This is a genomic window from Pseudomonas sp. MF6747, assembly GCF_963890955.1.
GTDB lineage: Bacteria > Pseudomonadota > Gammaproteobacteria > Pseudomonadales > Pseudomonadaceae > Aquipseudomonas.
Genome location: NZ_CAWPSZ010000010.1, coordinates 125,550 through 151,706, shown reverse-complemented (window position 1 = coordinate 151,706; position 26,157 = coordinate 125,550). Strand labels below are relative to the sequence as shown.

Below are 26,157 nucleotides of genomic sequence, written 5' to 3'. Positions count from 1 at the left end.
CCAAGCGATGACCGAACAATTGCCCAAAGGCTACAGCCCGCGCCTGTACAACCAGGACCTGGGCCCACTGCCGCAAAAGTGGACCTGGTACAACATCTTCGCCTTTTGGATGAGTGACGTGCACAGCGTCGGCGGCTACGTATTCGCCGCCAGCCTGTTCGCGCTTGGGCTGGCCAGTTGGCAGGTGCTGATCGCCTTGCTCGCGGGTATTTGTATTGTGCAGTTGATTGCCAATCTTGTCGCCAGGCCGAGCCAGCAAGCGGCGGTGCCGTATCCGGTCATCTGCAGGCTGGCCTTTGGCGTGTTCGGAGCAAATATTCCGGCGGTGATTCGCGGCCTGATTGCCGTGGCCTGGTACGGGATTCAAACGTACCTGGCGTCGAGTGCCTTGATCATCGTGGTGCTGCGTTTTTTCCCACAGATGGCGGTATATGCAGAGCCGCATTTTGCAGGCCTGTCCTACTTGGGCTGGTTCGGTTTCCTTAGCTTATGGGTATTGCAAGCGGCCGTATTCTGGGCGGGCATGGAATCCATCCGGCGCTTTATCGACTGGGCGGGGCCGGTGGTCTACGCGGTGATGTTTGCCCTGGCCGGCTGGATTGTGTGGAAGGCCGGCTGGGTAAATATCAGCTTTACCCTGGCGGAAAAATCCCTCTCGGGCTGGCAGGCTTTTGGGCAGGTGATCGTGGCGACGGCGCTGGTGGTGTCCTACTTCTCGGGGCCAACGCTGAATTTCGGCGATTTCAGCCGCTACTGCCGCAGCATGCACGACGTGCGTCGCGGTAATTTCTGGGGGCTGCCGGTGAATTTCCTAGCGTTCTCGCTGGTCACCGTCGTTATTGTGTCGGGCACCTTGCCAGTGTTTGGTGAAATGCTGCATGACCCGATTGCCACCGTTTCGCGTATCGACAACAGCATGGCCGTGCTGCTCGGCGCCTTTGCCTTCGTGACCGCCACCATCGGCATCAATATCGTCGCCAACTTCGTGTCGCCTGCGTTTGATTTCGCCAACGTCGCGCCGAGCAAAATCAGCTGGCGCGCCGGTGGGATGATTGCAGCGGTGGCGTCGATCTTCATCACCCCGTGGAACCTGTTCAACAACCCACTGATGATTCACTACACGCTGGATATTCTCGCGGCGTTTATCGGGCCGTTGTTCGGCATCCTGTTGGTGGACTTCTACCTGATCAAAAAACAGAAGATCGATGTGGACGCCTTGTTCGATGACAGCCCAAACGGGCGCTATTACTTCGACGGCGGCGTGAACTGGACCGCGGTCAAAGCCTTGGTGCCTGCGACGCTGGCGGGCGTCGCGATCACCTTCACCCCGGCGTTGCAGGGCATGGCCAACTTCGCCTGGTTTACCGGGTGCTTGCTGGGTGGGCTGTTCTTCCTGGTGCTGGCGCGGCGAGAACAGGTTCGCGTACCGGCGCCGCTGGTGGCTGGCTGACCGCGGCAGTAGGGCGCAGCAGCAGCGCGCCGGCTACCAGCAGGCCCGCGCCGGCAATCACCAGGGCCGGTTGCAGGCCGCCACTCAGGTGGCTGCTCACCGAGGCCAGCAGCGGGCCGCTCAATTGACCGATGGCGAAGCTGGCGGTCAGCAGCCCGGTGCTGCGCTGATAGCCGTGGGGCGCGACCTCACGCAGGCGCTGCATCACCAGCATCATGCACGCCAGGAACGGCGTACCGCAGAGCAAAACGCCCAGCGCCAGGCCCCAGCCGTTGCCCAGCAAGCAGGCAAACACGCCGGTCGCTTGCAGCCACAAGGTGGTCATCAGCCAGCGGCGGGTGGTGTGCGTGTTGTTGCGGCGCAAGCTCACGCCTACCACGCCAATGGCAGCCGCCAGACCAAAGCATGGCCAGAACAGATCCGCCTGCCAGGCGCCGTTGAATTGCGCGCTGGCCATCTGCGACAGAAAGGTGGCCGGAATGATGTAGCCCAGACCGTACAGAAAGTAGATCCAGCACAGGTGCGTGATGCTTTGATTGCTGCCGGAACGGGCAGTGTGTGCGACGGCGGGCATCGGCTGAGGCAAGAACGGCAGGATTGCCAGCAGCATGACCAACGCCACCAGGCCATACACCAGCCACAGCATGGCCGAGCTTTGTCCCAGCAGGTTAGAGCCCAAAGCCAGCAGACCGGTCAGCAAAATCCCCAGCCCCGGCCCTGCGAAAACCAAGGCTCCCAAGCGTGGACGGCCGGCGGCAATTGCCAGCGGTTGGCTCAAACTGGTGATCATCACCAACGCCCAGGCACTTGCGACACCCGTGCCGAAGCGCAGCAGCAGGTGCGGCCAAAACCCTTGCGCCCAGTACGAGGCCAGCGTCAGCAGTACGCACAACCACAACCCGCCGTACATCCGCCCCCGCACGTGGTGATGGCTGCGGGCGAAGATCGAATCCACCGCGCCAACGAAGTAACCCAAATAATTGGCGGCAGCGATCAGGCCTGCGCCGGTCAGGTCGATCTGCCCTTCGCTGAGCAGATGCGGCATCTGTGGCGTGAGGGCGAAGCGTCCAATGCCCATGGCCATCATCAGGGCGACAAAGCTGGCGAGTAAGCGAATCAGCGGTGACATGTTCTGGTTTCCTGCTAGCAAGCGAAGACCTTCAGGCTAAAGCGAATTGACTTTCTGTAAAAATGAATAATAGTGAGTAACTTGTTCAGTTTTGGAGAAAGGTATGGAGTTCAGTCAATTGCGGATTTTCCAGGCCGTGGCAGAAGAGGGCTCCATCACCCGCGCAGCCGAGCGCCTGCACCGTGTGCCGTCGAACCTGTCGACACGGCTCAAGCAGATGGAAGAGCAACTGGGGGTGGAATTGTTTGTGCGCGAGCGTCAACGCTTGCAGCTTTCTCCCGCCGGCAAAGTGCTGCTGGACTACAGCACTCGCCTGATTGCGTTGCACGATGAGGCCCACGGCGCCGTCCAGGGCGGGCAACCGGCCGGCGATTTTGTGTTGGGCAGCATGTACAGCACCGCCGCGATTCATTTGCCGAGGTTGTTGGCGCGCTATCACAAGGCTTATCCGATGGTGAACCTGCAGGTGCAGTCGGCGCCCAGCGGTGAACTGTTGGAAGGCTTGATCACTGGGCGACTGGATGCGGCATTGGTGGATGGCCCGCTGACCATCGCGACCTTGGACGGTGTGCCACTGTGCGAAGAGCGCCTGGTGTTGATCTGCGAGGCTGATCACCCGCCCGTGCGCGGGCCGCAGGATGTAGCGGGGCGCTCGGTGTTCACCTTTCGCCGCAGTTGCGCGTACCGCACGCGGCTGGAGACCTGGTTCTCCCACGAGCGCGTGGCCATGGGCCGGGCCATCGAGATTGAGTCCTATCAGGGCATGCTCGCCTGCGTGATCGCCGGTTCCGGTGTGGCATTGATGTCTGAATCCATGCTGGAGAGCCTGCCAGGCAAGGACAGCGTGTCCGTTCATCCCCTGACGGGGCCTTTTGCGACCGCAACGACCTGGCTGATGTGGCGAAAGGGTATGCTCGGCGCTAACCTCAATGCATGGATTGACCTGCAGCAGGAAGGCAAAGCCGAGTTATTGCAGGACACGCGCGCGATTGCTTGAACGATCCGTCAGGATTTGAATCAATTCAGTAATAGTTCGTTGTGGTTTCGTTCAAGCATTACGTAGGACTTAGGACTACTATCACTGTAGGAAAAGGCGACAAAACTCGCGCCGACCCGCATTACCCGCAAAGGGGGCAACCATGAAAGAGAAAATCCAAAACTGGCTCCATGACGTTGGCGTCGCGCTCGGACTGATCGAGCCTCCGTTGCAACCGGTGCCGATTCGCACGGATGACGAGCAGCGCCGGCCCCGTCGCAGATAAGCTCGGGTTCCAGCAGAATTCAACAGATGGGAGCGGGCTTGCTCGCGAAGGGGGTCTGTCAGTCAACGCACATGTTGGCTGACACACCGCCTTCGTCAGCAAGCCCGCTCCCATCGTTGTTTGTGGCAGGTAAAAAAAACGGGTGCGACATCCGACGTCGCACCCGCTGAAGAAACCGCTCTGATGCCGGTGCTGCCTTAAATTGCCCTAGCCGCCGCAGCCTGCGGGCGTCGCGACAACAAACTCACCCCAACAAAACTCACCAGCCCAACCGCCAGGCTGTAATAGATCGGCGTGTTCGCGTCCAAGCCATCCTTGAACATGAAGACCAGTGCCGTCACAAAGCCCAGGGTCATGGATGCGATCGCCCCCGAGGTGGTTGCCCGTTTCCAGAAAATCGCCCCCATCAGTGGGATCAGCATGCCACCCACCAACAAGTTGTAGGCAAGGGTCAGGGCGCTGATCACATCGTTGACCACCAGGGCGATACCCAGCACGGCAATGCCCGTCAGCATCGTGAACAAGCGGTTGATGTTCAGGCTCGATTGTTTGCCACCGCGCAAACGCGGCAGCAGGTCTTCGGTCAATACGGTGGAGGCGGCGAGTAAACCGGCGCTGGCGGTGGACATCATCGCTGCCAGTGCGGCGGCGATTACCAGCCCGCGAATGCCGTCCGGCAATGAAGCTTTGACGATAGCGGCGAAGGCATTGTTGACGTTGTCCAGATTCGGCAACAGCACATGAGCAGCCATGCCGATCAGCGCGCAGGCCAGGCCGTAGAGAATGCAGTAGAAGCCGGCGAAGGTGCCTGCATACTGCGCGACCTTTTCGTCACGGGCAGTGAACACCCGTTGCCAGATGTCCTGACCGATCAGGATGCCGAAAAAGTAGATCATGAAGTAGGTGATGATCGTGTCCCAGCCGATTTCGGTGAAGCTGAAATTCGACGCCGGCAACTTGGCCACCAGTTGATCCCAGCCGCCGACGCGGTACAGGCAGATCGGCAGCAGGATAAACATCAGGCCGACGGTCTTGATCACAAATTGCACAATGTCGGTAAGCGTCAGCGACCACATGCCGCCGATGGTCGAATACACCACCACCACGCCACCGCCCAACAGCACCGAGACCCAGAACGGCAGGCCGAACAGCACTTGCAGCACGGTGCCGATGGCCAGGATCGAGGTCACGCCAATCATCAACGCGTAGGCCAGCATGATCACCGCACTCGCTTGGCGGGCCATCGGGTTGTAGCGCTTTTCCAGCACCTGGGTGACGGTGAAGATCTTCAACTTCAGCAGTGGTTTGGCCAGGAACAGGTTCAACGCGATGATCCCGGCGCCCAGCGCAGCACACAGCCAGAAGCCGGAGATGCCGTGCACATAACCCAGGCGCACGGTGCCGACGGTGGACGCACCGCCCAATACCGTGGCGGCCATGGTGCCCATGTACAGCGACGGGCCCAGGTTGCGGCCGGCCACCAGGTAATCTTCGTGGGTCTTGGCGCGGCGCATGCCGTAATAGCCGAGCACGAGCATGCCGGCGGCGTAGATGAGTACGACGAATAAATCCAAAGCCATGACGGCGGGTCTCCGATTATTTTTTTAGGCTATTGAGGCGCTTTTTGTGGCCAGGGAATTTGCTCCCGTTGGGCTGCGAAGCGGCCCCTGGGGGCCATAAACAGCCGCCGGCTCCGGGAACAGGCGAAGCAAGCTCAGGTACACCACCGCGGCCAACCCCAGCGTCACCGGCAGGCTGATATCGATGCCGTCGGCCAGGTTGCCCAGCGGCCCGACAAACTGCCCCGGCAAATTGACGAAGCACAAACCCACCAGCGCACTCGGGATCCAGGCCCCGAGTCCGCGCCAGTTCCAGCCATGGCTGAACCAGTAGCGCCCGCCGGTTTCACCGCGAGTGAACACCTGCAAGTCGTCCGGGCAGTAGAAGCCGCGGCGCACAATCAGGCCGATGATCATCATCACCATCCAGGGCGTGGTGCAGGTGATGATCAGCACGGCGAAAGTCGACACGCTTTGCACCAGGTTGGCGGCGAAGCGTCCGATAAAGATGAAGGCGATCGACATCACGCCGATCAGCAGCGTGGCCTTGACCCTCGACAGCAGGCGCGGAAACACGCTGGACATGTCCAGGCCGGTGCCATACAGCGAGGTGGTGCCAGTGGACATGCCGCCGATCACCGCGATCAGGCACACCGGCAGGAAGAACCAGGTAGGCGCCACCGCCAGCAAACCGCCGACATAGTTATTGGTGGCGATGTAGTCCGGGGCCTTGATCGCCACGATGGTCGCCGTGGCCAGGCCAAACAGAAACGGAATCAACGTAGCGATCTGAGCCAGGACGACTGCCAGCATGATGCGCATTTTCGGCGTCTCACGCGGAATGTAGCGCGACCAGTCACCGAGGAATGCACCAAAGGAAATCGGATTGCTCATGGCCACCAGCGCAGCGCCGATGAAGGCCGCCCAAAAGCCGCTCTGGCCGAGGCCGACGGTGCCGGCGAAGTGGCTGTCGAAGGCGGGCGCAAACGCGAAGATGCCCAGCAGGAACAGCAGACTCGCCGCCCACACCGCGATGCGGTTGACCCACAGCATGAAGCGAAAGCCATAGATGCACACGGTGAGTACAAGCAAGGCGAACAGGCCGTAGGCCAGGCCCAGCGTCAGGTCGGTTTCCGGCAGGCCAATCAGCCGTTTCGCACCACCGACCAACGCATCGCCTGAACTCCACACCGACAGTGAGAAGAAGGCAATCGCCGTCAGCAGCGACAGAAACGAGCCGACAATGCGCCCGTGCACACCAAAGTGCGCGCCGGACGACACGGCATTGTTAGTGCCATTGATCGGCCCGAACAGGCCCATGGGCGCCAGGATCAGCGCGCCCACCAGCACGCCCAGTACAATCGCCCAGACGCCGGCCTGGAACGACAAGCCGAACAGCACCGGAAACGAACCCAGCACGGCGGTGGCAAAGGTATTGGCACCGCCGAAGATCAGTCGGAACAGATCCTTGGGCCCGGCAGTGCGTTCGTGGTCCGGGATCTGCTCGACCCCGTTGGTTTCTATCGTTCGAATACTTTTATCGTTGTTTTTATTATTCATGATCAGCTCCGATCACATTGGCTAAGGGGGCGGCAGCCCTTCCGGCATAGCGGACAAATGTTCGTGACAGGCCAGCCACAGGCCTTGTTTTTGTTGTGTGCCAGACCCTTGCCGTTTGAAGACAATGGTCTCGCGCTCCTGGCTAAAAAATTGCTCCCCGTTCATGCGCAGCTCGGTGGCCACGTCATGAATAAAAATCGCCACGTCACCTTGCAGGCTGACAAAGGCGTTGCTTGACGTGCAGGACAGCACCTCAAACCCCTCGTCCCGGCGCCAGTTTTCCCACAATGCCTGGTAGGCATCGCGGCTGAGCAGCGGCTGGGGGAGGGTGTAAAACACAAAGCTGGCATCGGCCGTGAACGCGCCGAAGTAGGCGGCGCGGTCATTGCGGGCGAAGGCCGAGACCAGTTCGGCCGCGGCGTGCAGCACCTCGCGCGTGCTCATCAGCGATGCGCCACGCCGGGCAGTACGCAGAGCATTTCGTACAGCAGGTTGGCGCCGAGCAGCGAGGTGTTGCCGGTGGTGTCGTAAGGCGGCGAAACTTCTACGAGATCGCAACCAATCAGGTCGAGGCCCTGGCAGCCACGGATGATCTCGATCGCCTGGATAGTGGTCAGCCCGCCGATTTCCGGCGTGCCGGTGCCTGGTGCCCAGGCCGGATCGATACCGTCGATGTCGAAGCTCAGGTACACCGGGCCGCCGCCGACTTTTTCACGCACTTCGGCCATCAGCGGCGCGAGGGAGTGGTGCCAGCATTCTTCAGCCTGAACCACGCGAAAGCCCTGTTTACGGCTCCAGTTGAAGTCTTCGGCGGTGTAGCCCTGGGCGCGCAGGCCGATCTGCACCACGCGGTCGCAATCGAGCAAGCCTTCTTCGACTGCGCGGCGGAAGGTGGTGCCGTGGGCGATTTTCTCGCCGAACATATGATCGTTGACGTCAGCGTGGGCATCGATGTGCACCAGCCCGACCTTGCCGTGTTTCTTGTGGATCGCCCGCAGGATCGGCAGGGTGATGGTGTGGTCACCGCCCAGCGTCATCGGGATCACGTTGTGCTCGAGGATCTCATCGTAGGCTTGCTCGATGATGCGCACGGCGTCGAGCAGGTTGAAGGTGTTGATCGCCACGTCGCCGATGTCGGCAACCGACAGGGAGTCGAACGGTGCGGCGCCTGTGGCCATGTTGTAAGGGCGGATCATCACCGATTCGGCGCGGATTTCCCGCGGCCCGAAACGGGTGCCGGCGCGCAGCGAGGTGCCGATGTCCAGGGGCACGCCGACGAAGGCGGCATCCAGGCCTTTGGCCGTTTGCAGGTGGGGAAGTCGCATCATGGTGGCGATGCCGGCGAAGCGCGGCATTTCGTTGCCGCCCAGTGGTTGGTGAAAAATCTTGTCCACAGGAGTGCCTCATCGTTGTTGTGGTTATTAGGGGCCGATTCTGCGAAAAGCCCAGGGCGGGAAGAATCGGCAGGGGCAAATACTTAGTTCAGATTTTTCTAAACTAACGCTTGGGGTAAACTCGGCTCAAATGTGGGAGCGGGCTTGCTCGCCAATTCGATGTGTCAGTCACGGCGGGTTCGATTGATCCACCGCCTTCGCGAGCAAGCCCGCTCCCACAGGTTGTATGTTTGCTTCTGGAGAACCCATGGCCAACGCCTTGCCCGACCTGAAACTCCTGCGCATCTTCGTCAGCGTCGTGCGCCACCAGGGGTTCGCCAACGCCCAGCACGAACTCAACCTGTCGACGTCGGCCATCAGCACTTATATGAGCCAGCTGGAGTCGGCGTTGGGTCTGGTGCTGTGCCATCGCGGGCGGGGCGGGTTCAGCCTGACCAGCAAGGGCGAGCTGTTCCATCAGGAAACCCTGCGCCTCTTGGGCGAATTGGAAGGCTTCGAGCAATACGCGGCAGCGCTCAAGGGCGAGTTGCGCGGCACATTGAAGCTGGGCGTGCTCGACTCCACCGTCAGCGACAAGGCGCTGCCGTTCGCTGAGGTGATTGGCGCCTACAGCCAGGAACACCCGGCCGTGCATTTGCACCTCTCGGTGATGAGCCCTTACGAATTGCAACTGGGTGTGCAGGACAATCGCCTGGATCTGGCCATTGGCGCCTTTTCCAACCGCATGAGCGGGCTGATCTACATGCCGCTGTACCGCGAGCAACACTGGTTGTATTGCAGCACCCGCCATCCGTTGTTCAACGAACGGCGCATCCCCGAACAAGTGATCACCCAACAGCGCATGGTCGGGCGCGGCTACTGGAGCCAGGCCGAACTGGCGCGCCACGGCTTCAAACACAGCGCGGCAACGGTGGAAAGTATGGAAGCCCAGTTGATTCTGGTGCTGTCCGGCGCCTACATCGGCTACCTGCCCGAGCATTACGCCCAGGCCTGGGCCGACAAGGGCGACCTGCGCGTATTGCTGCCGGCGACCTTCGGCTATCAGGCACCATTTTCGATGATCATGCGCCGGGGCCGCAGCCGCGAGCCGCTGATCCAGACCTTCCGCGATTTACTCAAAGCCCAGCTCAACCAGGCCTGAAACCATGTCCCGACCCCAATGCTCCCGCTGCCTGCGGCCCATCACCCATTGCCTGTGCGCGCTGATCCCCAGCCTCGACAGCCGCACCCGCGTGTTGCTGCTGCAGCACCCGAGCGAGGTTAACCACGCGCTCAATACTGCGCGGCTGGCGGCGTTGGGGTTGAACAATGCGCAATTGGTGGTGGGTGAGGTGTTTGAGGATTTGCCGACCTTATTGAACCCGCCCGGCTACCAGGCGCGGTTGTTGTTTCCCGCTGAGGATGCGCAGCCTTTGCAGGCCTACACATCGACTGACGAACCTATATTGCTGGTGGTGCCTGACGGTACTTGGCGCAAGGCGCGCAAATTGTTGCACCTCAATCCATTACTGGCGGCGTTGCCTCGAGTCACCCTGGCCGAGGGTGCGGTGTCCCGTTACCGGCTGCGCAAGGCGCCAGGGCCGGGGGCGCTGTCGACGGTGGAGGCGATTGTGCAGGCATTGCAGGTGCTGGAGGTGCCGGCGTCTTTTGATGCATTGCTCACACCGTTTGAGGCGCTTATTGAGGGACAGATCTCTGCGATGGGCGAAGAGGTGTTTCGTAAAAATCATGGCAACGGGCAGTTGGGGTAACAGCGTCACCGACGCGTGGCCTTCGCAGGCAAGCCAGCTCCCACATTGATCTGCATTCGCCGCCGATTCTGCGCCGACCTCCGGCTACCTGCGGGCGCGGGCTTGCCCGCGATAGCGCCGTTGCAGGACACATCCTATTTACTTATTCCTATAAGCCATAAGCACCATACTTTGCGTGATATGGCGCGCCAGCCTTTCCCGGTATGATGTCCGCCCCCGCAGTCTGGATTGCGAATACGCCATGACCTTGCAGTACCCTACAATCGCCGATTGCGTCGGCAACACGCCCCTGGTCCGCTTGCAACGCATGGCGGGTGAAACCAGCAATACCCTGTTGCTCAAGCTCGAAGGAAACAACCCGGCCGGCTCCGTCAAGGACCGCCCGGCGCTGTCGATGATTGCCCGCGCCGAACTGCGCGGGCAGATCAAGCCCGGCGACACCTTGATCGAAGCCACCTCGGGTAACACCGGCATCGCCCTGGCCATGGCCGCGGCCATCAAGGGTTACAAGATGGTATTGATCATGCCCGACAACGGCAGCGCCGAACGCAAGGCGGCAATGACCGCCTATGGTGCTCAGCTGATCCTGGTCACCCAGGAAGAAGGCATGGAAGGCGCGCGCGACCTCGCCGAGCGCATGGCCGCCGAAGGCCATGGCGTGGTGCTCGACCAATTTGCCAACGGTGATAATCCGGAGGCGCACTACACCACCACCGGTCCGGAAATCTGGCGTCAGACCCAGGGCACCATCACCCATTTCGTCAGCTCGATGGGCACCACCGGCACCATCATGGGCAATTCGCGCTACCTCAAGGAGCAGAACCCGGCGATCCAGATCGTGGGTCTGCAACCGATGGAAGGCGCGGCCATCCCGGGCATTCGCCGTTGGCCCCAAGAATATCTGCCGAAGATCTACAACGCGACGCGTGTGGACCGCATCATCGATATGGCCCAGCGCGAAGCCGAAGACACCACCCGCCGTCTGGCGCGTGAAGAAGGCATTTTCTGCGGCGTGTCCTCCGGTGGCGCCGTGGCCGGTATGTTGCGTTTGTCCAGGGAAGTGGAAAACGCAGTGATCGTCGCGATCATCTGTGACCGAGGCGACCGTTACTTGTCGACCGGCATTTTCGACGAACCCAACTGATGGCCAAGCACGAGAGAGGCCTGCGCTTTCAACCGACGGGCGGCAGCCGAGCCCCGCAAATTCCGGTAGGCAAGAAGCAGCGTCTGACCATCGAGCGCCTGGCCAACGACGGCCGCGGCATTGTGTTCTTTGAAGGCCGCACCTGGTTTGTAAATGGCGCGCTGGCCGGCGAAGAGGTCGAAGCACGCGTATTGGGCGCCCACGGCAAAGTGGTCGAGGCGCGCACCGAGCGCGTGTTCACGGCCAGCGAGCTGCGCCGTCCGGCACCGTGCGCCCATTTTGGCCGCTGCGGCGGTTGCAGCGTGCAGCACTTGCCCCACGGCGAACAACTTGCCCTGAAACAGCGCATGCTCGCCGAACAACTGTCTCGCGTCGCCGGTGTCGAGCCGCAGGTGTGGGCCGCACCGTTGAGTGGCCCGGAATTCGGCTACCGCCGACGCGCCCGCGTGGCCGTGCGCTGGGATGCCAAGGCGAAAAAGCTTGAAGTGGGTTTTCGCGCGGTGGCCAGCCAGGACATTGTCGCCATTGATGATTGCCCGGTGCTGGTACAAGCCTTGCAACCGATCATGCAGCGTTTGCCGAACATGCTGCGCCGCCTGAGCAAGCCGCAGGCGCTGGGGCATGTGGAGTTGTTCAGTGGCTCGTCGATTGCCGTGCTGCTGCGGCACATGGCGCCGTTGTCCGAGGCGGACCTGCTGATCCTGCAAGAATTTTGCACCTTCCATGACGCGCAGTTGTGGCTGCATGGCGAAGGCCAGCCGGAGCCGGTCGAGACGGACTCGGCGCTGGGTTATCGGTTGGAACAATGGGATTTGGAGCTGGCTTATCGGCCCGGGGATTTTGTGCAGGTCAACGCCGGCGTCAACGCCGCGATGGTCGCCCAGGCCCTGGAATGGCTGGCGCCACAGCCCGATGAGCGGGTACTGGACTTGTTCTGCGGGCTCGGCAACTTCGCCTTGCCACTGGCCCGGCAGGTGCGTGAAGTGGTCGCGGTAGAAGGCGTGCAGACCATGGTGGACCGGGCGGCGCAGAATGCCGTCAGCAACAATTTGCATAATGTGCAGTTTTTTCAGGCCGATTTATCCCAGCCTTTGACTGACGCGGAGTGGGCCAAACAGGGCTTTTCTGCGGTACTCTTGGACCCACCCCGTGATGGAGCCCTGGAGGTTGTGCGCAAGCTCGCGACCCTTAAGGCCAAGCGTCTGGTGTATGTGTCCTGCAACCCGGCCACGCTGGCGCGGGACACGGTTGAGTTGGTCAAGCAAGGCTACCGGCTAAAACGTGCCGGGATCCTCGACATGTTTCCGCAAACCGCGCATGTCGAGGCCATGGCGTTATTTGAAGCGGGCTAGGATGCCCGTTTAATCCGACTGGCCTGCATTCTCCAGGGCCGTGACCTGCCAGGGAGTGTGTGTAAGCTTTATTCAGGTAAAGCAGGTCAGCGATGATTTTTGGCGCATTAAAGGTGCGTCGTAGGGAAGGTAAGCAAGATGGTACAGGTGAGAGCACACCAGCCGATCAACACCGACGGCAGTATCAATCTCGAGGCATGGCTGGATCATGCCGTCAGTGTCGACCCGGCACTGGACCGTGAAGCCTTGAAAGCAGCCTGCGAGTTCGCTCGTGAGTCTGAACAACAAGACAATGCGGCCAAAAACCTGTGGGCGGAGGGCACGTCAAGCTTTCGTACCGGGTTGGAAATCGCCGAGATCCTTGCCGATCTCAAGCTGGACCAGGATTCGCTGATTGCCGCCGTGCTCTATCGCGGCGTGCGCGAAGGGCACATTCCGTTGCCGACGGTCAGCCAGCGTTTCGGCGCGGTCGTGGCCAAACTGATCGACGGCGTGCTGCGCATGGCGGCTATCAGTGCCAGCCTCAGCCCGCGCCAGTCGATGGTGCTGGGTACCCAGGGCCAGGTCGAGAACCTGCGCAAAATGCTGGTGGCGATGGTCGACGACGTGCGCGTTGCGCTGATCAAGCTGGCTGAACGCACCTGCGCGATCCGTGCGGTGAAGACCGCCGACGACGAAAAGCGCAACCGGGTAGCCCGCGAAGTCTTCGACATCTACGCGCCGCTGGCGCATCGCTTGGGCATCGGCCATATCAAGTGGGAGCTGGAGGACTTGTCCTTTCGCTACCTCGAGCCCGATCAATACAAACAGATTGCGACGCTGCTGCATGAGCGGCGGCTCGATCGCGAGCGCTTTATCACCGACGTGATGGGCCAGCTGCGTTCCGAGTTGCAGGCCACCGGCGTGGACGCCGACATCAGCGGCCGCGCCAAACACATCTATTCGATCTGGCGCAAAATGCAGCGCAAGGGCCTGGCCTTCAGCCAGATCTACGACGTACGCGCCGTGCGCGTGCTGGTGCCGGAAATGCGCGACTGCTACACCGCGCTGGGGATCGTCCACACCTTGTGGCGGCACATTCCCAAGGAGTTCGACGACTACATCGCCAACCCCAAGGAAAACGGCTATCGCTCCCTGCACACTGCGGTGATCGGCCCCGAGGGCAAGGTGCTGGAGGTGCAGATCCGCACCCACGCCATGCACGAAGAGGCTGAACTTGGGGTGTGCGCGCACTGGCGCTACAAGGGCACCGACGTCAAAGCCGGGTCCAACCAGTACGAAGAGAAAATCTCCTGGCTTCGCCAAGTGCTTGAGTGGCACGAAGAACTCGGCGACATCGGCGGCCTTGCCGAACAGCTGCGGGTGGATATCGAGCCCGACCGCGTCTATATCTTCACCCCCGACGGCCACGCCATCGACTTGCCCAAGGGCGCCACGCCGCTGGACTTTGCCTACCGCGTGCACACCGAAATCGGTCACAACTGCCGGGGCGCCAAGATCAACGGGCGCATCGTGCCGCTCAACTACAGCCTGCAGACCGGTGAACAGGTCGAGATCATCACCAGCAAGCACGGCACGCCGAGCCGCGACTGGCTGAACCCGAACCTGGGCTACATCACCACGTCGCGGGCACGCGCGAAGATTGTTCACTGGTTCAAATTGCAGGCGCGCGACCAGAACGTCGCGGCCGGTAAAACCTTGCTCGAACGCGAGCTGGCGCGCCTGGGCCTGCCGCAGGTGGACTTCGACAAGTTGGCCGAAAAAGCCAACATGAAGATCGCCGAGGACATGTTCGCAGCCCTTGGCGCCGGCGACTTGCGCCTGGCGCAACTGGTCAATCTGGCGCAGCAACTGGTCGAGCCGGAGCGCGGCAGCGAGCAGCTGGAGCTGATCCCTCGCAAAGCCACCGGCTACAAACCGGGCAAGCGCGGCGATATCCAGATTCAGGGCGTGGGTAACCTGATGACGCAAATGGCCGGCTGCTGCCAGCCGTTGCCAGGCGACGCGATTGTCGGTTACATCACCCAGGGCCGTGGCGTGAGCATTCACCGCCAGGATTGCGCCTCGGTGCTGCAACTGGGCGGGCGCGAGCCGGAGCGGATCATCCAGGTCAGCTGGGGCCCGGTGCCGGTGCTCACTTACCCGGTGGACATCATCATTCGCGCCTACGACCGTTCCGGCCTGCTGCGTGACGTGTCGCAAGTGCTGCTCAATGAGCGGATCAACGTGCTGGCGGTCAATACCCGCTCGAACAAAGAGGACAACACGGCGTTGATGTCCCTGACCATCGAGATTCCGGGGCTGGACGCGTTGGGTCGGTTGCTGGGGCGGATTTCTCAGTTGCCGAACATCATTGAAACGCGGCGTAATCGCACACCATGAGCAGCTGGATGAGCGCGGATTAAAATGTGGGAGCGGGCTTGCTCGCGAAAGCGGTGTGTCAGTGCCGGATGCATTGGCTGACCTACCGCATTCGCGAGCAAGCCCGCTCCCACATTTGATCTTCAGCGTTCTCACCTCGGCGGAAAGAGACTGATGTATTCACTTGAAGACCTGCTGCACCTGATGAACCGCCTGCGCGACCCAAAGTACGGGTGCCCGTGGGACATCAAGCAAACCTACGCAACCATCGTCCCGCACACCCTCGAAGAGGCCTATGAAGTTGCCGACGCCATCGAGCGCGGCGACTTTGATCACCTGCAAGGTGAGCTGGGCGACCTGTTGTTTCAAGTGGTGTATTACAGCCAGCTGGCGCGGGAGGAGGGGCGTTTTGAGTTTGCCGGTGTGGTCGACAGCATCACCCGCAAGTTGATCCGCCGCCATCCTCACGTGTTTCCCACGGGTGATCTGTATGCGCCGCTGGATATTCCTCAGCTGAGCGAAGAGCAGGTCAAGGAGCGTTGGGAGCAGATCAAGGCTGAGGAGCGCGCGGAAAAGTCCGACGCGCCACAGCAGCTGTCCCTGCTTGATGACGTGCCCACGGCGCTGCCGTCGCTGTCGCGCGCTGCCAAATTGCAAAAGCGCGCCAGCCAGGTCGGCTTCGACTGGCCCGCCGCCTTGCCGGTGGTGGACAACGTGCGCGAAGAGCTGGATGAAGTGCTCGAAGCCATGGCCGATAACGACCCGGTGGCGATTGCCGATGAAGTCGGTGACCTGCTGTTTGCAGCGGTCAACCTGGCGCGGCACCTGAAGGTTGACCCGGAAGCTGCGTTGCGTGGCGCCAATGCCAAGTTCGAACGACGTTTCCGATTTATCGAGCAGGCATTGCGCGATACGCACCAATCCATAGAAGATTGCACCCTCGAAGCGTTGGACGCCCTGTGGGGTGAAGCCAAACGCCAGGAAAAGAATCTGTCCAGCTGCGGTTAAGCAGTTGCCTAAGTGAGTGAGCACCATGAGCCTTTCCCTTCGCGACCAGTTGCTTAAAGCAGGTCTGGTCAATCAAAAGCAGGCCAAGCAGGTCGGCAAAGAGAAACAGAAGCAGCAGCGCCTGGTCCACAAGGGCCAAGCCGAGGTGGATGACACCCAGGCACGCCTGGCCGCCGAGGCGCACGCCGAGAAGGTCAAGCGCGACCAGGAGCTTAACCGCCAGCAGCAGGAAAAAGCTGAGGCCAAGGCCCGCACGGCCCAGGTCAAACAATTGATCGAGACCTCGCGCCTGCCCAAGCTGACCACCGAGGACTACTACAACTTCGTCGATGACAAGAAGGTCAAGCGCCTGTCGGTCAACACGCTGATGCGCAACAAGCTGAGCAACGGCTCCCTGGCAATCGTGCACCATGGCGGCGGTTACGAGGTGATCCCGCGTGAGGCAGCGTTGAAGATTCAGGAGCGTGCGCCAGAGCGTATCGTGCAGCTCAATATCCTGACCGAAAGCCAGGTGCCGGATGAGGATGATCCTTACGCGGCCTACCAGATCCCGGATGATCTGATGTGGTAAGGCGTTAAAACACTCGGGCGTGCGAGGCGCGCCCAAGGCCAAAGCCTATAAACACAAACCCCGCTCAAAAGGCGGGGTTTGTGTTTATAGGCACCCTGGCTGCGTGGGGCTGGGGAGCCTAGTGGATTTCAGTATTCAGGAGCTTTGTGCCTGGCGTTTCATCTCTAGAGATTCGAGCTCGTTTTTATAATTGTGGGCTTCGCTCTCGTTGTGGAACATGCCGACCAGTTGGTCTTGTTGATGGACATCCCAGATGTGAATCCCATGGCCCAGTGCTTCGTGAGACATGTGTGCATCGTCGCGTTCAGTTACTTTTACAGTCATCTGCTTGCTCCAATCTCTGGTTGATCTGCGGCAAGTCGTCGCAGGCCTCTTTTATATGTTTTGTTAGCTTGCTAAGTAAACCGATTTTGCACGCAACAATTCATTGCACAAACTGCAACTGTCCCGCAGGCCGCGTAATCCGCGACATTGCGTCGCAGGCGCCTGAGTTTTATGACAAAAGTTTCATGTTCCTCTTAGGCTTTAGTCTTGTAGTGCTTGCTCCAAAGCTAGCGCAGGCAAGCCAGCTCCCACATGGAAACGCATTCCAATGTGGGAGCTGGCTTGCCTGCGATAGCGGTAGAACGCCCAGCACACAAACTGCAGGCGAAAAAAAGCCCCGCATTCAGCGAGGCTTGTTTTTCAGCTCATCAGCCGATCAGCTCCCTTTGACAGCCTTGCCGTCAACGGTGCCGTCCAGCAGCATGATGTTGTATTCCTTACCGTCGGTTTCCACCTGACGCAGGGCAACCAGGATGCCGCCCCAGTCCTTGGCAAACCACATCTGGGTGATGCGCTTGCTCTGGGAGGGGTCGCGCACGCGCTCAACCTTGATCGCATCAATGGCGCCGGCCTTGGTCTGGACCTTTTCCGGGCCGATCACGCGGAAGTCATAGGTATCGACGTCGGTGCCCTCGACCACGCGGTAGCTCATGCTTTTTTTGCCGGCGGCGACGTCGCGCTGCAGGGCAAGCTGATAAGTCGATTTGTCGAGCATGCCGCTTTCGAGCGTCACGTTGACCGGGTCCTTGTTTTCGAAACCGGTGACCTTGTTGGCCGCGTGGTCGAAATCCAGGTTAATCTTCTTCGCCTTGCCCAGGCCGCCGCGTTCGAAGCTGTAGCTCTTGGGTTGCAGTGCGTCCTTGTCGAACAGGATCACGCTGGTTTCGGTGAGGCTGGCGATCATCATGGAAGCCTTGAAGTTCAAGGTCCAGGTGCCATTGTCATTCTTGGTCAGGCTGCGTTCGGCCGAACCACTCATGGGCAACTGTTTCCAGTCGGCGGTGTAGCTGGCGGAGAAAGGGTGAAGGTCTGCTGCTTGCACGGCAGGCAAGGCGAACAGCGCAAAAGCGAAGAGCAAGGCGCGACGCATAAAATCTCCTAGGTTCGAATCAAGTGGCCGCTGGCCGCAAGTAATTGGCCGTCCAATAATGCACCGTGATCGCCAAGAATCAACCGCCCCTCGGCAAACCAGCGAACAGCCAGCGGGTAAATCCTGTGTTCCTGGGTGTGAACCCGTTGCGCAAGTGCCTGCGCTGAATCTGCAGACTCTACCGGAACCACTGCCTGTACGACCAGAGGGCCGCCATCGAGTTCCTCGGTCACAAAGTGCACGCTGCAGCCGTGCTCGCTGTCGCCGGCCTCAAGTGCACGTTGATGCGTGTGCATGCCTTTGTACTTGGGGAGCAGGGAAGGGTGGATATTGAGCAGGCGCCCTTCGTAGTGCCGCACGAAATTGGCGCTCAGAATGCGCATGAAGCCGGCGAGGACCACGAGTTTGGGGTTAAAGGCGTCGATCAGTTCGATCAAGGCGCTGTCGAAGGCCTCGCGGCCGTCAAAGGCCTTGTGATCCAGGGAGCGGGTTTCAATGCCCGCATCCCTGGCGCGTTGCAGGCCGTAGGCGTCGCTGCGATTGGAGATCACCGCAGCGATGCGCACCGGACTGTCGCCGGTGCGCGTGCTGTCGATCAAGGCCTGCAAGTTACTGCCGGTGCCGGACAGCAGCACCACGACATCACAGGTCTGAGACATCAATGGGCCTTGAGGTTCTTCAGTTCAACCTGAGCTGCGCCTTCCGGGGCAGTCGCGATCTGGCCGATGACCCAGGGCTGCTCGCCCGCTTCACGCAGAACGTTCAGCGCCGTTTCAACATGCTCTTGAGCCACGCAGATGACCATGCCGACGCCGCAGTTCAGCACGCGGTGCATTTCGGTCTCGTTGACGTTGCCTTTCTCTTGCAGCCAGTCGAATACCGCAGGACGCTGCCAGCTGGCCACGTCGACGATCGCCTGGGCGCCTTTTGGCAGAACGCGCGGGATGTTGTCCAGCAGGCCGCCGCCAGTGATGTGGGCCATGGCTTTGACAGCGCCGGTGTCCTTGATCAGCTTGAGCAGTGGTTTGACGTAGATGCGCGTCGGGGCCATCAGCAGGTCGGTCAGCGGCTTGCCATCGAGTTGAATGTTCTCGATGTCGGCACCGGACACTTCGATGATCTTGCGGATCAGCGAGTAGCCGTTGGAGTGCGGGCCCGAGGATGGCAGCGCGAGCAGGGCGTCACCGGCAGCGACTTTGGAACCGTCGATGATTTCGGATTTTTCGACAACGCCGACGCAGAAGCCGGCCAGGTCGTAGTCTTCGCCTTCGTACATGCCTGGCATTTCAGCGGTTTCGCCGCCGACCAGGGAGCAACCCGACAGTTCGCAGCCCGCGCCAATGCCGGTCACGACCTGGGTCGCGGTCTCAACGTTGAGCTTGCCGGTGGCGTAGTAGTCGAGGAAGAACAGTGGCTCGGCCCCGCACACCACCAGGTCGTTGACGCACATGGCAACCAGGTCGATGCCGATGCTGTCGTGCTTGTTCAGGTTCAAGGCCAGGCGCAGCTTGGTGCCCACGCCGTCGGTGCCGGAGACCAGCACAGGCTGTTTGTAGCCGGCCGGGATTTCGCAGAGGGCGCCAAAACCGCCCAGGCCGCCCATGACTTCGGGGCGCGCAGTGCGCTTGGCGACGCTCTTGATGCGTTCGACCAATGCTTCACCGGCGTCGATGTCTACACCGGCGTCCTTGTAGCTCAGGGAGGGTTGCTTGCTCATGATCCAGGCCTTTAGGGGGGATTTCTGGGTAACGACCGAGCTGGCGAAGGCTTTCATGAAGAGGCCCAGCCGTTGACGGTCTGCGAAGGCGCGCGATTTTATCAGGCTTGAGGGGCAGCGGCCATCCTCGGGCCGACGGGCAGGGCCATAAAGGTTAAAAAGCGCGGTTAAAAAATTGCTAATCGTCTCTGTGATGGCGCGTATTAAGGTATAGCCTTTAACCCGCTATCGTTATGACAGTACGAAAACTTACCGCGACCCTGTGAATGTTTTACCGGCTGCTGTGGTCACAGCCTGGCAAGCCGGGTTCACGCGGTCTGTTCCAGCCGCTAAATTTGTCGTTCGGGAATCTTCCATGCGTCTGTGTAAATTCTTCTTTGTAGGCTGCTTGTCGTTGGTCAGCCTGGCGAGTCATGCCGAAACCCTCAATGGCCTGTATCAAGTACTTGAACCGGTCAGCAGCCAGTCGCCCCAAGAGCGCGACCAGGCCACCCAGCGTGCCGTGCAAACCCTGGTGATCCGTTTGACTGGCGACGCCAAAGCTGCCGAAGGCCCGGGCCTGGCGGCGATTCGCAAAGATCCGCAGCAAATCATCAGCCAGTATGGCTACGACGCTGGTCCCCCAGAGAGCCTGCAAGTGGATTTCGACCCGGTGAGCACCGATCGCGCCCTGCGTGCAGCGGGCCTGTCGATCTGGGGCAGCAATCGGCCGTCGATTCTCGGCTGGTGGCTGAACGACTCCACCGAAGGCAGCAGCCTGGTGGGTGATGGTCAAGCCGTTGCCGGTGCCTTGCGCCGTGCGGCGCAACACCGAGGTTTGCCGTTGCGCCTGCCGCTGGGTGATCTGGATGAGCAGGTCGTCGCCACCGCGCCGAATCTGGAAAGCGCCGATGCCACGCCACTGCGTGCAGCCTCCGAGCGCTACGGTGCCGACGCGTTGCTCGCGGTGCACGCCCGTCAGGAAGGCAACCAGTGGCAGGCCAAATGGCGCCTGTGGTTGGGCGACAAAACTGAGCAAGGCACCGCGCAGGGCGCCGACACCGCTGCCGTGGCCGACGCCGTATTGCTGGCTGTCAGCCAAAAGCTGGCGCCACGCTTTGCGGTCAAGCCCGGCGTGAGCAGTGAACAATTGCTCGAAGTGCAGGGCATGAACCTGGAGCGCTACGCTGCACTGGGCCATCTGCTCGAACCTTTTGGTGGTCAGCCGCAGTTGGTCGACGGCACTCGCATTGTGTACCGCGTCAACGGCAGTGCTGATCAATTGCGTACCCAGTTGGGCCTGGCCAAGTTGCAGGAAGTGCCTGCGGGCGAAGCTGCTGTTCAGCCGCCGGTGGCGGAGGGTGCGCAGGCGCCCGCAGCACCTGAACCTCAGGCGCAGCTGCGTTTTCGGTGGTAACTGTTCTTCCTATATAGATAGAAGCAAATAATGGAGTGGTTTATGGCGGATACGCGTCGTTGGGTGTGGCTTGGCGGGATTGTCCTGCTGTGCGTTTTTGTGTTCTTGCTGCATTCGATCCTGACGCCGTTCCTGGTCGCGCTGCTGCTGGCTTACCTGTTCGATCCCGTGGTGGATCGCCTGGAGAAGGCCGGCCTGTCGCGCACCTTGGGGGTGGTGGCGGTGTTTGCCTTGTTCACGTTGATCATCACCGCGCTGGTATTGGTGCTGGTGCCGATGCTGGCCAAGCAACTGTTTCGCCTGTATGAACTGGCGCCGCAGATGCTTGACTGGCTGCAGCACACGGCAATGCCGTGGGCGCAGGCCAAGCTGGGGTTGGCGGACGGCTTCTGGAAGTTCGACAAGGTCAAGGCGGCGATCAGTGACCACATGGGCCAGACCACCGACATCGTCGGTGTCGTGCTCAGTCAGGCCACGGCGTCCAGTTTGGCGTTGATCGGTTGGTTGACCAACCTGGTGCTGATTCCGGTGGTGGCGTTCTACTTGCTGCGTGACTGGGACATCATGATGGCCAAGATCCGCAGCCTGCTGCCGCGCAACAACGAGGAGCGCATCGTCTCGCTGGCGGAGGAGTGCCACGAGGTGCTGGGCGCGTTCGTGCGTGGCCAGTTGCTGGTGATGCTCGCGCTGGGAATCATCTACGCCGCGGGGTTGATGGCGATCGGCCTGGAGCTGGGCCTGTTGATCGGCTTGATTGCCGGTCTGGCTGCCATCGTGCCGTACATGGGCTTTGTGATCGGGATTGGCGCGGCGCTGGTGGCGGGGTTGTTCCAGTTTGGCGGCGACCTGTACCCGATGCTCGGGATTGTTGCAGTCTTTATGGTCGGCCAAGCCCTTGAAGGGATGGTGTTGACGCCCTTGCTGGTGGGCGACCGGATCGGCCTGCACCCGGTGGCGGTGATCTTTGCGATCCTGGCAGGCGGTGAGCTGTTTGGCTTTACGGGCATCCTGCTGGCGCTGCCGGTGGCGGCGGTGATCATGGTGCTGGTGCGCCATGTGCATGATCTGTACAAGGATTCGGATGTGTACACCGGGGTCGAAGACCCCGATCTGTAACCGCTTCGTCACAAACCCGGCCCAGGCCGGGTTTGTTGTTTCTACGGGCGGGGTGTCAAACAATTTGCGCAAATCGCCCAAGTTAACGCAAACCTTTGATTTTGCTTGTGGTCTGCTGCATTGTGCGCCCGGCGTCACGGGTATAAACTTTGCAAACTTTACACAGAGGCCACTAACGGTTCGTTTGGAGCCGTTCAGTCAGCATGAAACCGATTCAGCTGCCCTTGGGTGTGCGTCTGCGTGACGACGCCACCTTTATCAATTACTACCCAGGCGCCAATGCCGCTGCACTCGGCTATGTCGAGCGGCTTTGCGAAGCCGACGCCGGGTGGACTGAAAGCCTGATCTATCTGTGGGGCAAGCACGGCGTGGGGCGTACCCACCTGTTGCAGGCGGCGTGCCTGCGCTTCGAGCAAATGGGCGAACCGGCGGTTTACCTGCCGTTGGCGGAGTTGATGGACCGTGGTATCGGCATCTTCGATCACCTGGAGCAATACGAGCTGGTGTGCCTGGATGATTTGCAGGCCATCGCCGGCAAGGCGGATTGGGAAGAGGCGCTGTTCCACCTGTTCAATCGGCTGCGTGACAGTGGCCGGCGCCTGTTGATCGCCGCGTCTACCTCGCCGCGTGAACTGCCGGTGAAGCTGGCCGACCTCAAGTCGCGCCTGACCCTGGCACTGATCTTCCAGATGCGCCCATTGTCCGACGAGGACAAATTGCGCGCCCTGCAATTGCGTGCATCCCGTCGCGGCCTGCACCTTACCGACGAAGTCGGGCATTTTATTCTCACCCGCGGCACCCGCAGCATGAGTGCATTGTTCGATTTGCTCGAACAGCTCGATCAGGCCTCGCTGCAGGCTCAGCGCAAGCTGACCATACCCTTCCTCAAAGAAACCCTCGGCTGGTAGCCAGCCCTTGTATTGCGCGGCTTCCGGCAAATTTCAGGCGCCAGAAAACCTGCGTTTGGGCCGCTTTGGCCACGCAAAAGGCGTGTAATGGGTGTTAAGCGGTTAGATGTCATCGTTCAAACAAGAAGTCACTTAGATCACGATTGAATTTGCAAATCGATGTGATAGTGGGCATAGTCTCGACTTCTTTACATACCAGCCACGGTCGTGCCCATGCTAAATCGCTTCGCACCCCTCGTGCCTCTCGCACTCGTTACCCTGTTGTTTGGTTGCGCCACCCACACTCAAAACGTGGCTGAGCAGCAAAAACCAGCACAACAGTCCCAGGCAAAATTCGTTGCAACGCAGTCTTCCACTGTTTACGAGGAAGAAGTTGCAACTGAAAAAGAACTCGCCGACTTCGCCGGCAGCAAGCCTTACCAGCTTCCAGTTCTGGCCGACAGCATTCTTGAACGCGGCATGTCCCTGATCGGTACCCGTTACCGTTTCGGCGGTACCTCTGAAGCCGGTTTCGACTGCAGCGGCTTCATCGGCTACCTGTTTCGTGAAGAAGCCGGCATGAACCTGCCTCGCTCGACCCGCGAAATGATCAACGTGGATGCACCGTTGGTCGCACGCAACAACCTCAAGCCCGGTGATCTGCTTTTCTTTAGTACGGCGGGCCGTGGTCGTGTCAGCCACGCCGGTATCTACTTGGGCGATAACCAGTTTATTCACTCCAGCAGCCGTCGCAGTGGCGGTGTCCGCGTCGACAACCTGGGTGACAGTTACTGGAGCAAAACCTTCATCGAAGCCAAGCGTGCACTCGCCATGGCCCCGACGACGGTTACCGCTAGCAAGTAAAGTTAAAGTGATACTTGAAGTTTGACGTGTAAGCGCTAGAATCCCTGGATATTGTTGTAATCCGTTCGCGCGAGCTTTGCTTGCGCGTTCTGGTTTTCAGCGTTCGGCAGCGAAAAGCCGCATCCAGACCAGGATTGTTCTGCCCATGTCGACCTCAGCCCGCCTCATTCTTCTTGTTTGCGCCGCGCTCCTCAGCGCCTGCGCAAGCCATCCACCGCCGCCCGCTCCCGTAGTAGTCAAGCCTAAGCCGGTGTTCAATTACTCCACGCAAAATTTCTCGCCGGCCGCCGAAGACGTGCTCTTCCGTGCGCTGGGCCTGGTGGGCACGCCTTATCGCTGGGGCGGCAACACGCCGGACTCCGGGTTTGATTGCAGCGGCCTGATCGGGTTTGTCTACCGTGACGCTGCGGGCATCAGCCTGCCGCGCACCACCCGTGAATTGATCGTGATGCGTGCCCAGGACGTGAGCGAAAATAACCTGCAGACCGGCGACCTGATTTTCTTTGCCACTGGCGGCGGCTCACAAGTGAGCCACGCGGGTATCTACGTGGGCGAAGGGCGATTCGTGCATGCACCGCAGACCGGCGGCACGGTGAAGCTGGATACGCTGTCCAAAGCCTATTGGCAAAATGCCTACCTGAGCGCCAAGCGCGTGTTACCGGCGAATCTGGCGCGCAACCCGTAAGGCGCGTGCAGATCCCGATGTGGGAGCGGGCTTGCTCGCAAAGGCGGTGGATCAGTCGATACGCCTGATGGCTGACACTCCGCTTTCGCGAGCAAGCCCGCTCCCACATTGGTTTGCGCTGTACCCGAGATCGGCTATTTGGCTGCCGACACCCGCCACACCTTATTCCCTACGTCGTCGGCTACCAGCAAATCTCCCTGCTGATCAATCACTACGCCGACCGGTCGGCCCATGGCTTTCTCATCGCTGTTGAGAAACCCGGTCAGCACATCCACCGGCTGGCCTTTGGGTTGGCCGCCTTCGAACGGCACGAAGATCACCTTGTAGCCACTGTGCGGTTTGCGGTTCCACGAACCGTGCTGGCCGATAAACGCGCCGTTGCTGAACTGCGCCGGCAGTTTGCTGCCCTCGGCGAAGGTCAGGCCCAATGACGCGGTGTGCGGCCCCACGGCATAGTCCGGAGCGATGGCCTTGGCGACCAGGTCCAGGTTCTGCGGCGTGACGCGCACATCCACGTGTTGCCCGTAGTAGCTGAATGGCCAGCCATAAAACGCGCCATCCTTGACCGACGTGATGTAGTCCGGCACCAGGTCGCTGCCGATCTCGTCGCGTTCGTTGACCGCCGTCCACAGCTTGCCGCTCTGCGGTTCCCACGCCATGCCGTTGGGGTTGCGCAGGCCGGAGGCGAAAATACGGTGTTGGCCTGTGGCACGGTCGACTTCCCAGATCGCCGCGCGGCCTTCCTCGGCTGCCAGACCGTTTTCGCCGACGTTGCTGTTGGAGCCGACACTCACGTACAGCTTGCTGCCGTCCTTGCTGGCCACCACGTTTTTCGTCCAGTGGTGGTTGATGCTGCCACCCGGCAGGTCGACCACCTTGGTGCCGGCGGCCTTGATCGCGGTTTCGCCCGGCTGATAAGGGAAGCGCAGCAGTTTGTCCGAGTCCGCCACGTACAGGTCGTTGCCGACCAGGGTCATGCCGAACGGCGAGTTGAGGTTCTCCAGGAACACAGTGCGGGTCTCGGCCACGCCATCGTGGTCGGCATCGCGCAGCAGGGTGATGCGGTTCGGGCTCGGCACGGCGGCACCGGCGCGCCCCATGACCTTCTCCATCACCCAGCCGCGAATACCCTTGGCGTCATCCGGCTTGGGCGGCGCGTTGGTTTCCGCCACCAGCACGTCGCCGTTGGGCAATACATACAGCCAGCGCGGGTGATCCAGGCCTTCTGCAAACGCCGCGACCTGAGTGCCGGCGGCAGCTGTCGGCTTCGCGCCGTCTGGCCAGCCAATCGCCGGGGCGATGTTCACCGTGGGGATCAGGGTTTTGTTTGGCTCCGGCAGCTTGGGTGAAGGCCCGGTGCCGTCGGACACCTGCAGAGTAGAGCTTTCACCGCAGGCGGCGAGGGTGCCTGCGAGCATGATCAGTAAGGCAAGTCTGGTTTTATGCATGGTTTTCTCCTTGATACCTGTAAGGGTAGAGGCGTTTGCCGGTCCGATCGTTCAAGTGCAAGGCCGGCTTTAATTGACGCTCCACCCCC

At 60.8% G+C, this 26,157-nt stretch carries 25 protein-coding genes; 15 read left to right on the top strand and 10 right to left on the bottom strand.

Annotated elements, in window-relative coordinates:
- Positions 1-7 precede the first annotated feature (7 nt).
- Positions 8-1,450 (top strand): NCS1 family nucleobase:cation symporter-1, encoded by a 1,443-nt coding sequence (locus AACW30_RS11895; protein WP_179676932.1) that lies wholly within the window; start codon positions 8-10, stop codon positions 1,448-1,450.
- Here the strand turns inward: AACW30_RS11895 and AACW30_RS11890 are convergent.
- Positions 1,362-2,579: a YbfB/YjiJ family MFS transporter gene (locus AACW30_RS11890; protein ID WP_179676933.1), complete on the bottom strand. Its 1,218-nt coding sequence runs from the start codon at positions 2,577-2,579 to the stop codon at positions 1,362-1,364. The two genes, AACW30_RS11895 and AACW30_RS11890, sit on opposite strands and share 89 nt — an antisense overlap.
- Positions 2,580-2,682: 103 nt before the next feature.
- On the opposite strand from AACW30_RS11890, the gene ptrR reads away from it, so the two are divergent.
- Positions 2,683-3,576: a putrescine utilization regulator PtrR gene (gene ptrR / locus AACW30_RS11885; RefSeq protein ID WP_119742222.1), complete on the top strand. Its 894-nt coding sequence runs from the start codon at positions 2,683-2,685 to the stop codon at positions 3,574-3,576.
- A 142-nt stretch (positions 3,577-3,718) separates the two neighbouring features.
- Entirely contained in the window at positions 3,719-3,841 is a 123-nt protein-coding gene (locus tag AACW30_RS11880) for a PA1414 family protein (protein WP_256347311.1), read from the top strand.
- A gap of 197 nt (positions 3,842-4,038) precedes the next feature.
- On the opposite strand, the gene AACW30_RS11875 is transcribed toward AACW30_RS11880, so the two are convergent.
- Genes AACW30_RS11875 through speB form a run of 4 tightly spaced genes read right to left on the bottom strand, consistent with a single transcriptional unit; the run spans position 4,039 to position 8,354 of the window.
- Positions 4,039-5,421 carry a sodium:solute symporter gene (locus tag AACW30_RS11875; RefSeq protein WP_200625080.1) on the bottom strand — a complete coding sequence of 461 codons (1,383 nt, stop codon included), beginning with the start codon at positions 5,419-5,421 and terminating at the stop codon, positions 4,039-4,041.
- Positions 5,422-5,445: 24 nt separating this feature from the next.
- The gene (locus tag AACW30_RS11870) at positions 5,446-6,960 is read right to left on the bottom strand and encodes a purine-cytosine permease family protein (protein WP_200625079.1); all 1,515 of its coding nucleotides are present in this window, start codon (positions 6,958-6,960) and stop codon (positions 5,446-5,448) included.
- 21 nt (positions 6,961-6,981) lie between these two features.
- Positions 6,982-7,404 (bottom strand): YybH family protein, encoded by a 423-nt coding sequence (locus tag AACW30_RS11865; protein WP_200625078.1) that lies wholly within the window; start codon positions 7,402-7,404, stop codon positions 6,982-6,984.
- Positions 7,404-8,354 (bottom strand): agmatinase, encoded by a 951-nt coding sequence (gene speB / locus AACW30_RS11860; RefSeq protein ID WP_106576398.1) that lies wholly within the window; start codon positions 8,352-8,354, stop codon positions 7,404-7,406. The genes AACW30_RS11865 and speB overlap by 1 nt, the downstream gene beginning before the upstream one ends.
- Positions 8,355-8,601: 247 nt before the next feature.
- On the opposite strand from speB, the gene AACW30_RS11855 reads away from it, so the two are divergent.
- The 7 genes from AACW30_RS11855 to AACW30_RS11825 all read left to right on the top strand — a co-directional run bounded on the left by AACW30_RS11855 (position 8,602) and on the right by AACW30_RS11825 (position 16,541).
- On the top strand, positions 8,602-9,495 hold the full coding sequence (locus AACW30_RS11855; RefSeq protein ID WP_049712094.1) for a LysR family transcriptional regulator: 894 nt from the start codon (positions 8,602-8,604) through the stop codon (positions 9,493-9,495).
- Positions 9,496-9,499: 4 nt separating this feature from the next.
- Positions 9,500-10,105, top strand: coding sequence for a tRNA-uridine aminocarboxypropyltransferase (locus tag AACW30_RS11850; RefSeq protein ID WP_200625077.1), 606 nt, complete (start codon positions 9,500-9,502; stop codon positions 10,103-10,105).
- 241 nt (positions 10,106-10,346) lie between these two features.
- Positions 10,347-11,249, top strand: coding sequence for a cysteine synthase CysM (gene cysM, locus AACW30_RS11845; RefSeq protein WP_200625076.1), 903 nt, complete (start codon positions 10,347-10,349; stop codon positions 11,247-11,249).
- Positions 11,249-12,601: a 23S rRNA (uracil(1939)-C(5))-methyltransferase RlmD gene (gene rlmD, locus AACW30_RS11840; protein ID WP_200625075.1), complete on the top strand. Its 1,353-nt coding sequence runs from the start codon at positions 11,249-11,251 to the stop codon at positions 12,599-12,601. Before cysM ends, rlmD begins: the two co-directional genes overlap by 1 nt.
- A 138-nt stretch (positions 12,602-12,739) precedes the next feature.
- The gene (gene relA / locus AACW30_RS11835) at positions 12,740-14,983 is read left to right on the top strand and encodes a GTP diphosphokinase (RefSeq protein ID WP_017134872.1); all 2,244 of its coding nucleotides are present in this window, start codon (positions 12,740-12,742) and stop codon (positions 14,981-14,983) included.
- 153 nt (positions 14,984-15,136) lie between these two features.
- On the top strand, positions 15,137-15,970 hold the full coding sequence (gene mazG, locus AACW30_RS11830) for a nucleoside triphosphate pyrophosphohydrolase (RefSeq protein WP_106576402.1): 834 nt from the start codon (positions 15,137-15,139) through the stop codon (positions 15,968-15,970).
- Between the two features lie 25 nt (positions 15,971-15,995).
- On the top strand, positions 15,996-16,541 hold the full coding sequence (locus AACW30_RS11825) for a DUF2058 domain-containing protein (RefSeq protein ID WP_014719402.1): 546 nt from the start codon (positions 15,996-15,998) through the stop codon (positions 16,539-16,541).
- Positions 16,542-16,676: 135 nt separating this feature from the next.
- Here AACW30_RS11825 and AACW30_RS11820 read toward each other — a convergent pair whose 3' ends face one another.
- The 4 genes from AACW30_RS11820 to purM form a co-directional block, all read right to left on the bottom strand.
- The gene (locus AACW30_RS11820; protein ID WP_119742236.1) at positions 16,677-16,865 is read right to left on the bottom strand and encodes a hypothetical protein; all 189 of its coding nucleotides are present in this window, start codon (positions 16,863-16,865) and stop codon (positions 16,677-16,679) included.
- Positions 16,866-17,241: 376 nt separating this feature from the next.
- Positions 17,242-17,955, bottom strand: a complete 714-nt coding sequence (locus tag AACW30_RS11815; RefSeq protein WP_106576404.1) for a DUF3108 domain-containing protein — start codon at positions 17,953-17,955, stop codon at positions 17,242-17,244.
- Between the two features lie 8 nt (positions 17,956-17,963).
- The gene (gene purN, locus AACW30_RS11810) at positions 17,964-18,614 is read right to left on the bottom strand and encodes a phosphoribosylglycinamide formyltransferase (protein WP_200625074.1); all 651 of its coding nucleotides are present in this window, start codon (positions 18,612-18,614) and stop codon (positions 17,964-17,966) included.
- Positions 18,614-19,672, bottom strand: coding sequence for a phosphoribosylformylglycinamidine cyclo-ligase (gene purM / locus AACW30_RS11805; protein WP_020295613.1), 1,059 nt, complete (start codon positions 19,670-19,672; stop codon positions 18,614-18,616). Before purM ends, purN begins: the two co-directional genes overlap by 1 nt.
- A gap of 355 nt (positions 19,673-20,027) precedes the next feature.
- On the opposite strand from purM, the gene AACW30_RS11800 reads away from it, so the two are divergent.
- From AACW30_RS11800 to AACW30_RS11780, 5 genes are all read left to right on the top strand, one after another.
- On the top strand, positions 20,028-21,068 hold the full coding sequence (locus AACW30_RS11800) for a DUF2066 domain-containing protein (protein ID WP_200625073.1): 1,041 nt from the start codon (positions 20,028-20,030) through the stop codon (positions 21,066-21,068).
- Between the two features lie 42 nt (positions 21,069-21,110).
- On the top strand, positions 21,111-22,184 hold the full coding sequence (locus AACW30_RS11795; protein ID WP_106576407.1) for an AI-2E family transporter: 1,074 nt from the start codon (positions 21,111-21,113) through the stop codon (positions 22,182-22,184).
- Between the two features lie 203 nt (positions 22,185-22,387).
- Positions 22,388-23,092 (top strand): DnaA regulatory inactivator Hda, encoded by a 705-nt coding sequence (hda, locus tag AACW30_RS11790; RefSeq protein WP_017134884.1) that lies wholly within the window; start codon positions 22,388-22,390, stop codon positions 23,090-23,092.
- 213 nt (positions 23,093-23,305) lie between these two features.
- Complete coding sequence (locus AACW30_RS11785; protein WP_106576408.1) at positions 23,306-23,935, top strand: C40 family peptidase; 630 nt, start codon at positions 23,306-23,308, stop codon at positions 23,933-23,935.
- A gap of 145 nt (positions 23,936-24,080) precedes the next feature.
- The gene (locus tag AACW30_RS11780) at positions 24,081-24,620 is read left to right on the top strand and encodes a C40 family peptidase (protein ID WP_200625072.1); all 540 of its coding nucleotides are present in this window, start codon (positions 24,081-24,083) and stop codon (positions 24,618-24,620) included.
- 134 nt (positions 24,621-24,754) lie between these two features.
- Here the strand turns inward: AACW30_RS11780 and AACW30_RS11775 are convergent, their stop codons facing one another.
- Positions 24,755-26,068, bottom strand: a complete 1,314-nt coding sequence (locus AACW30_RS11775) for a PQQ-dependent sugar dehydrogenase (protein WP_106576410.1) — start codon at positions 26,066-26,068, stop codon at positions 24,755-24,757.
- Positions 26,069-26,157: the final 89 nt, after the last annotated feature.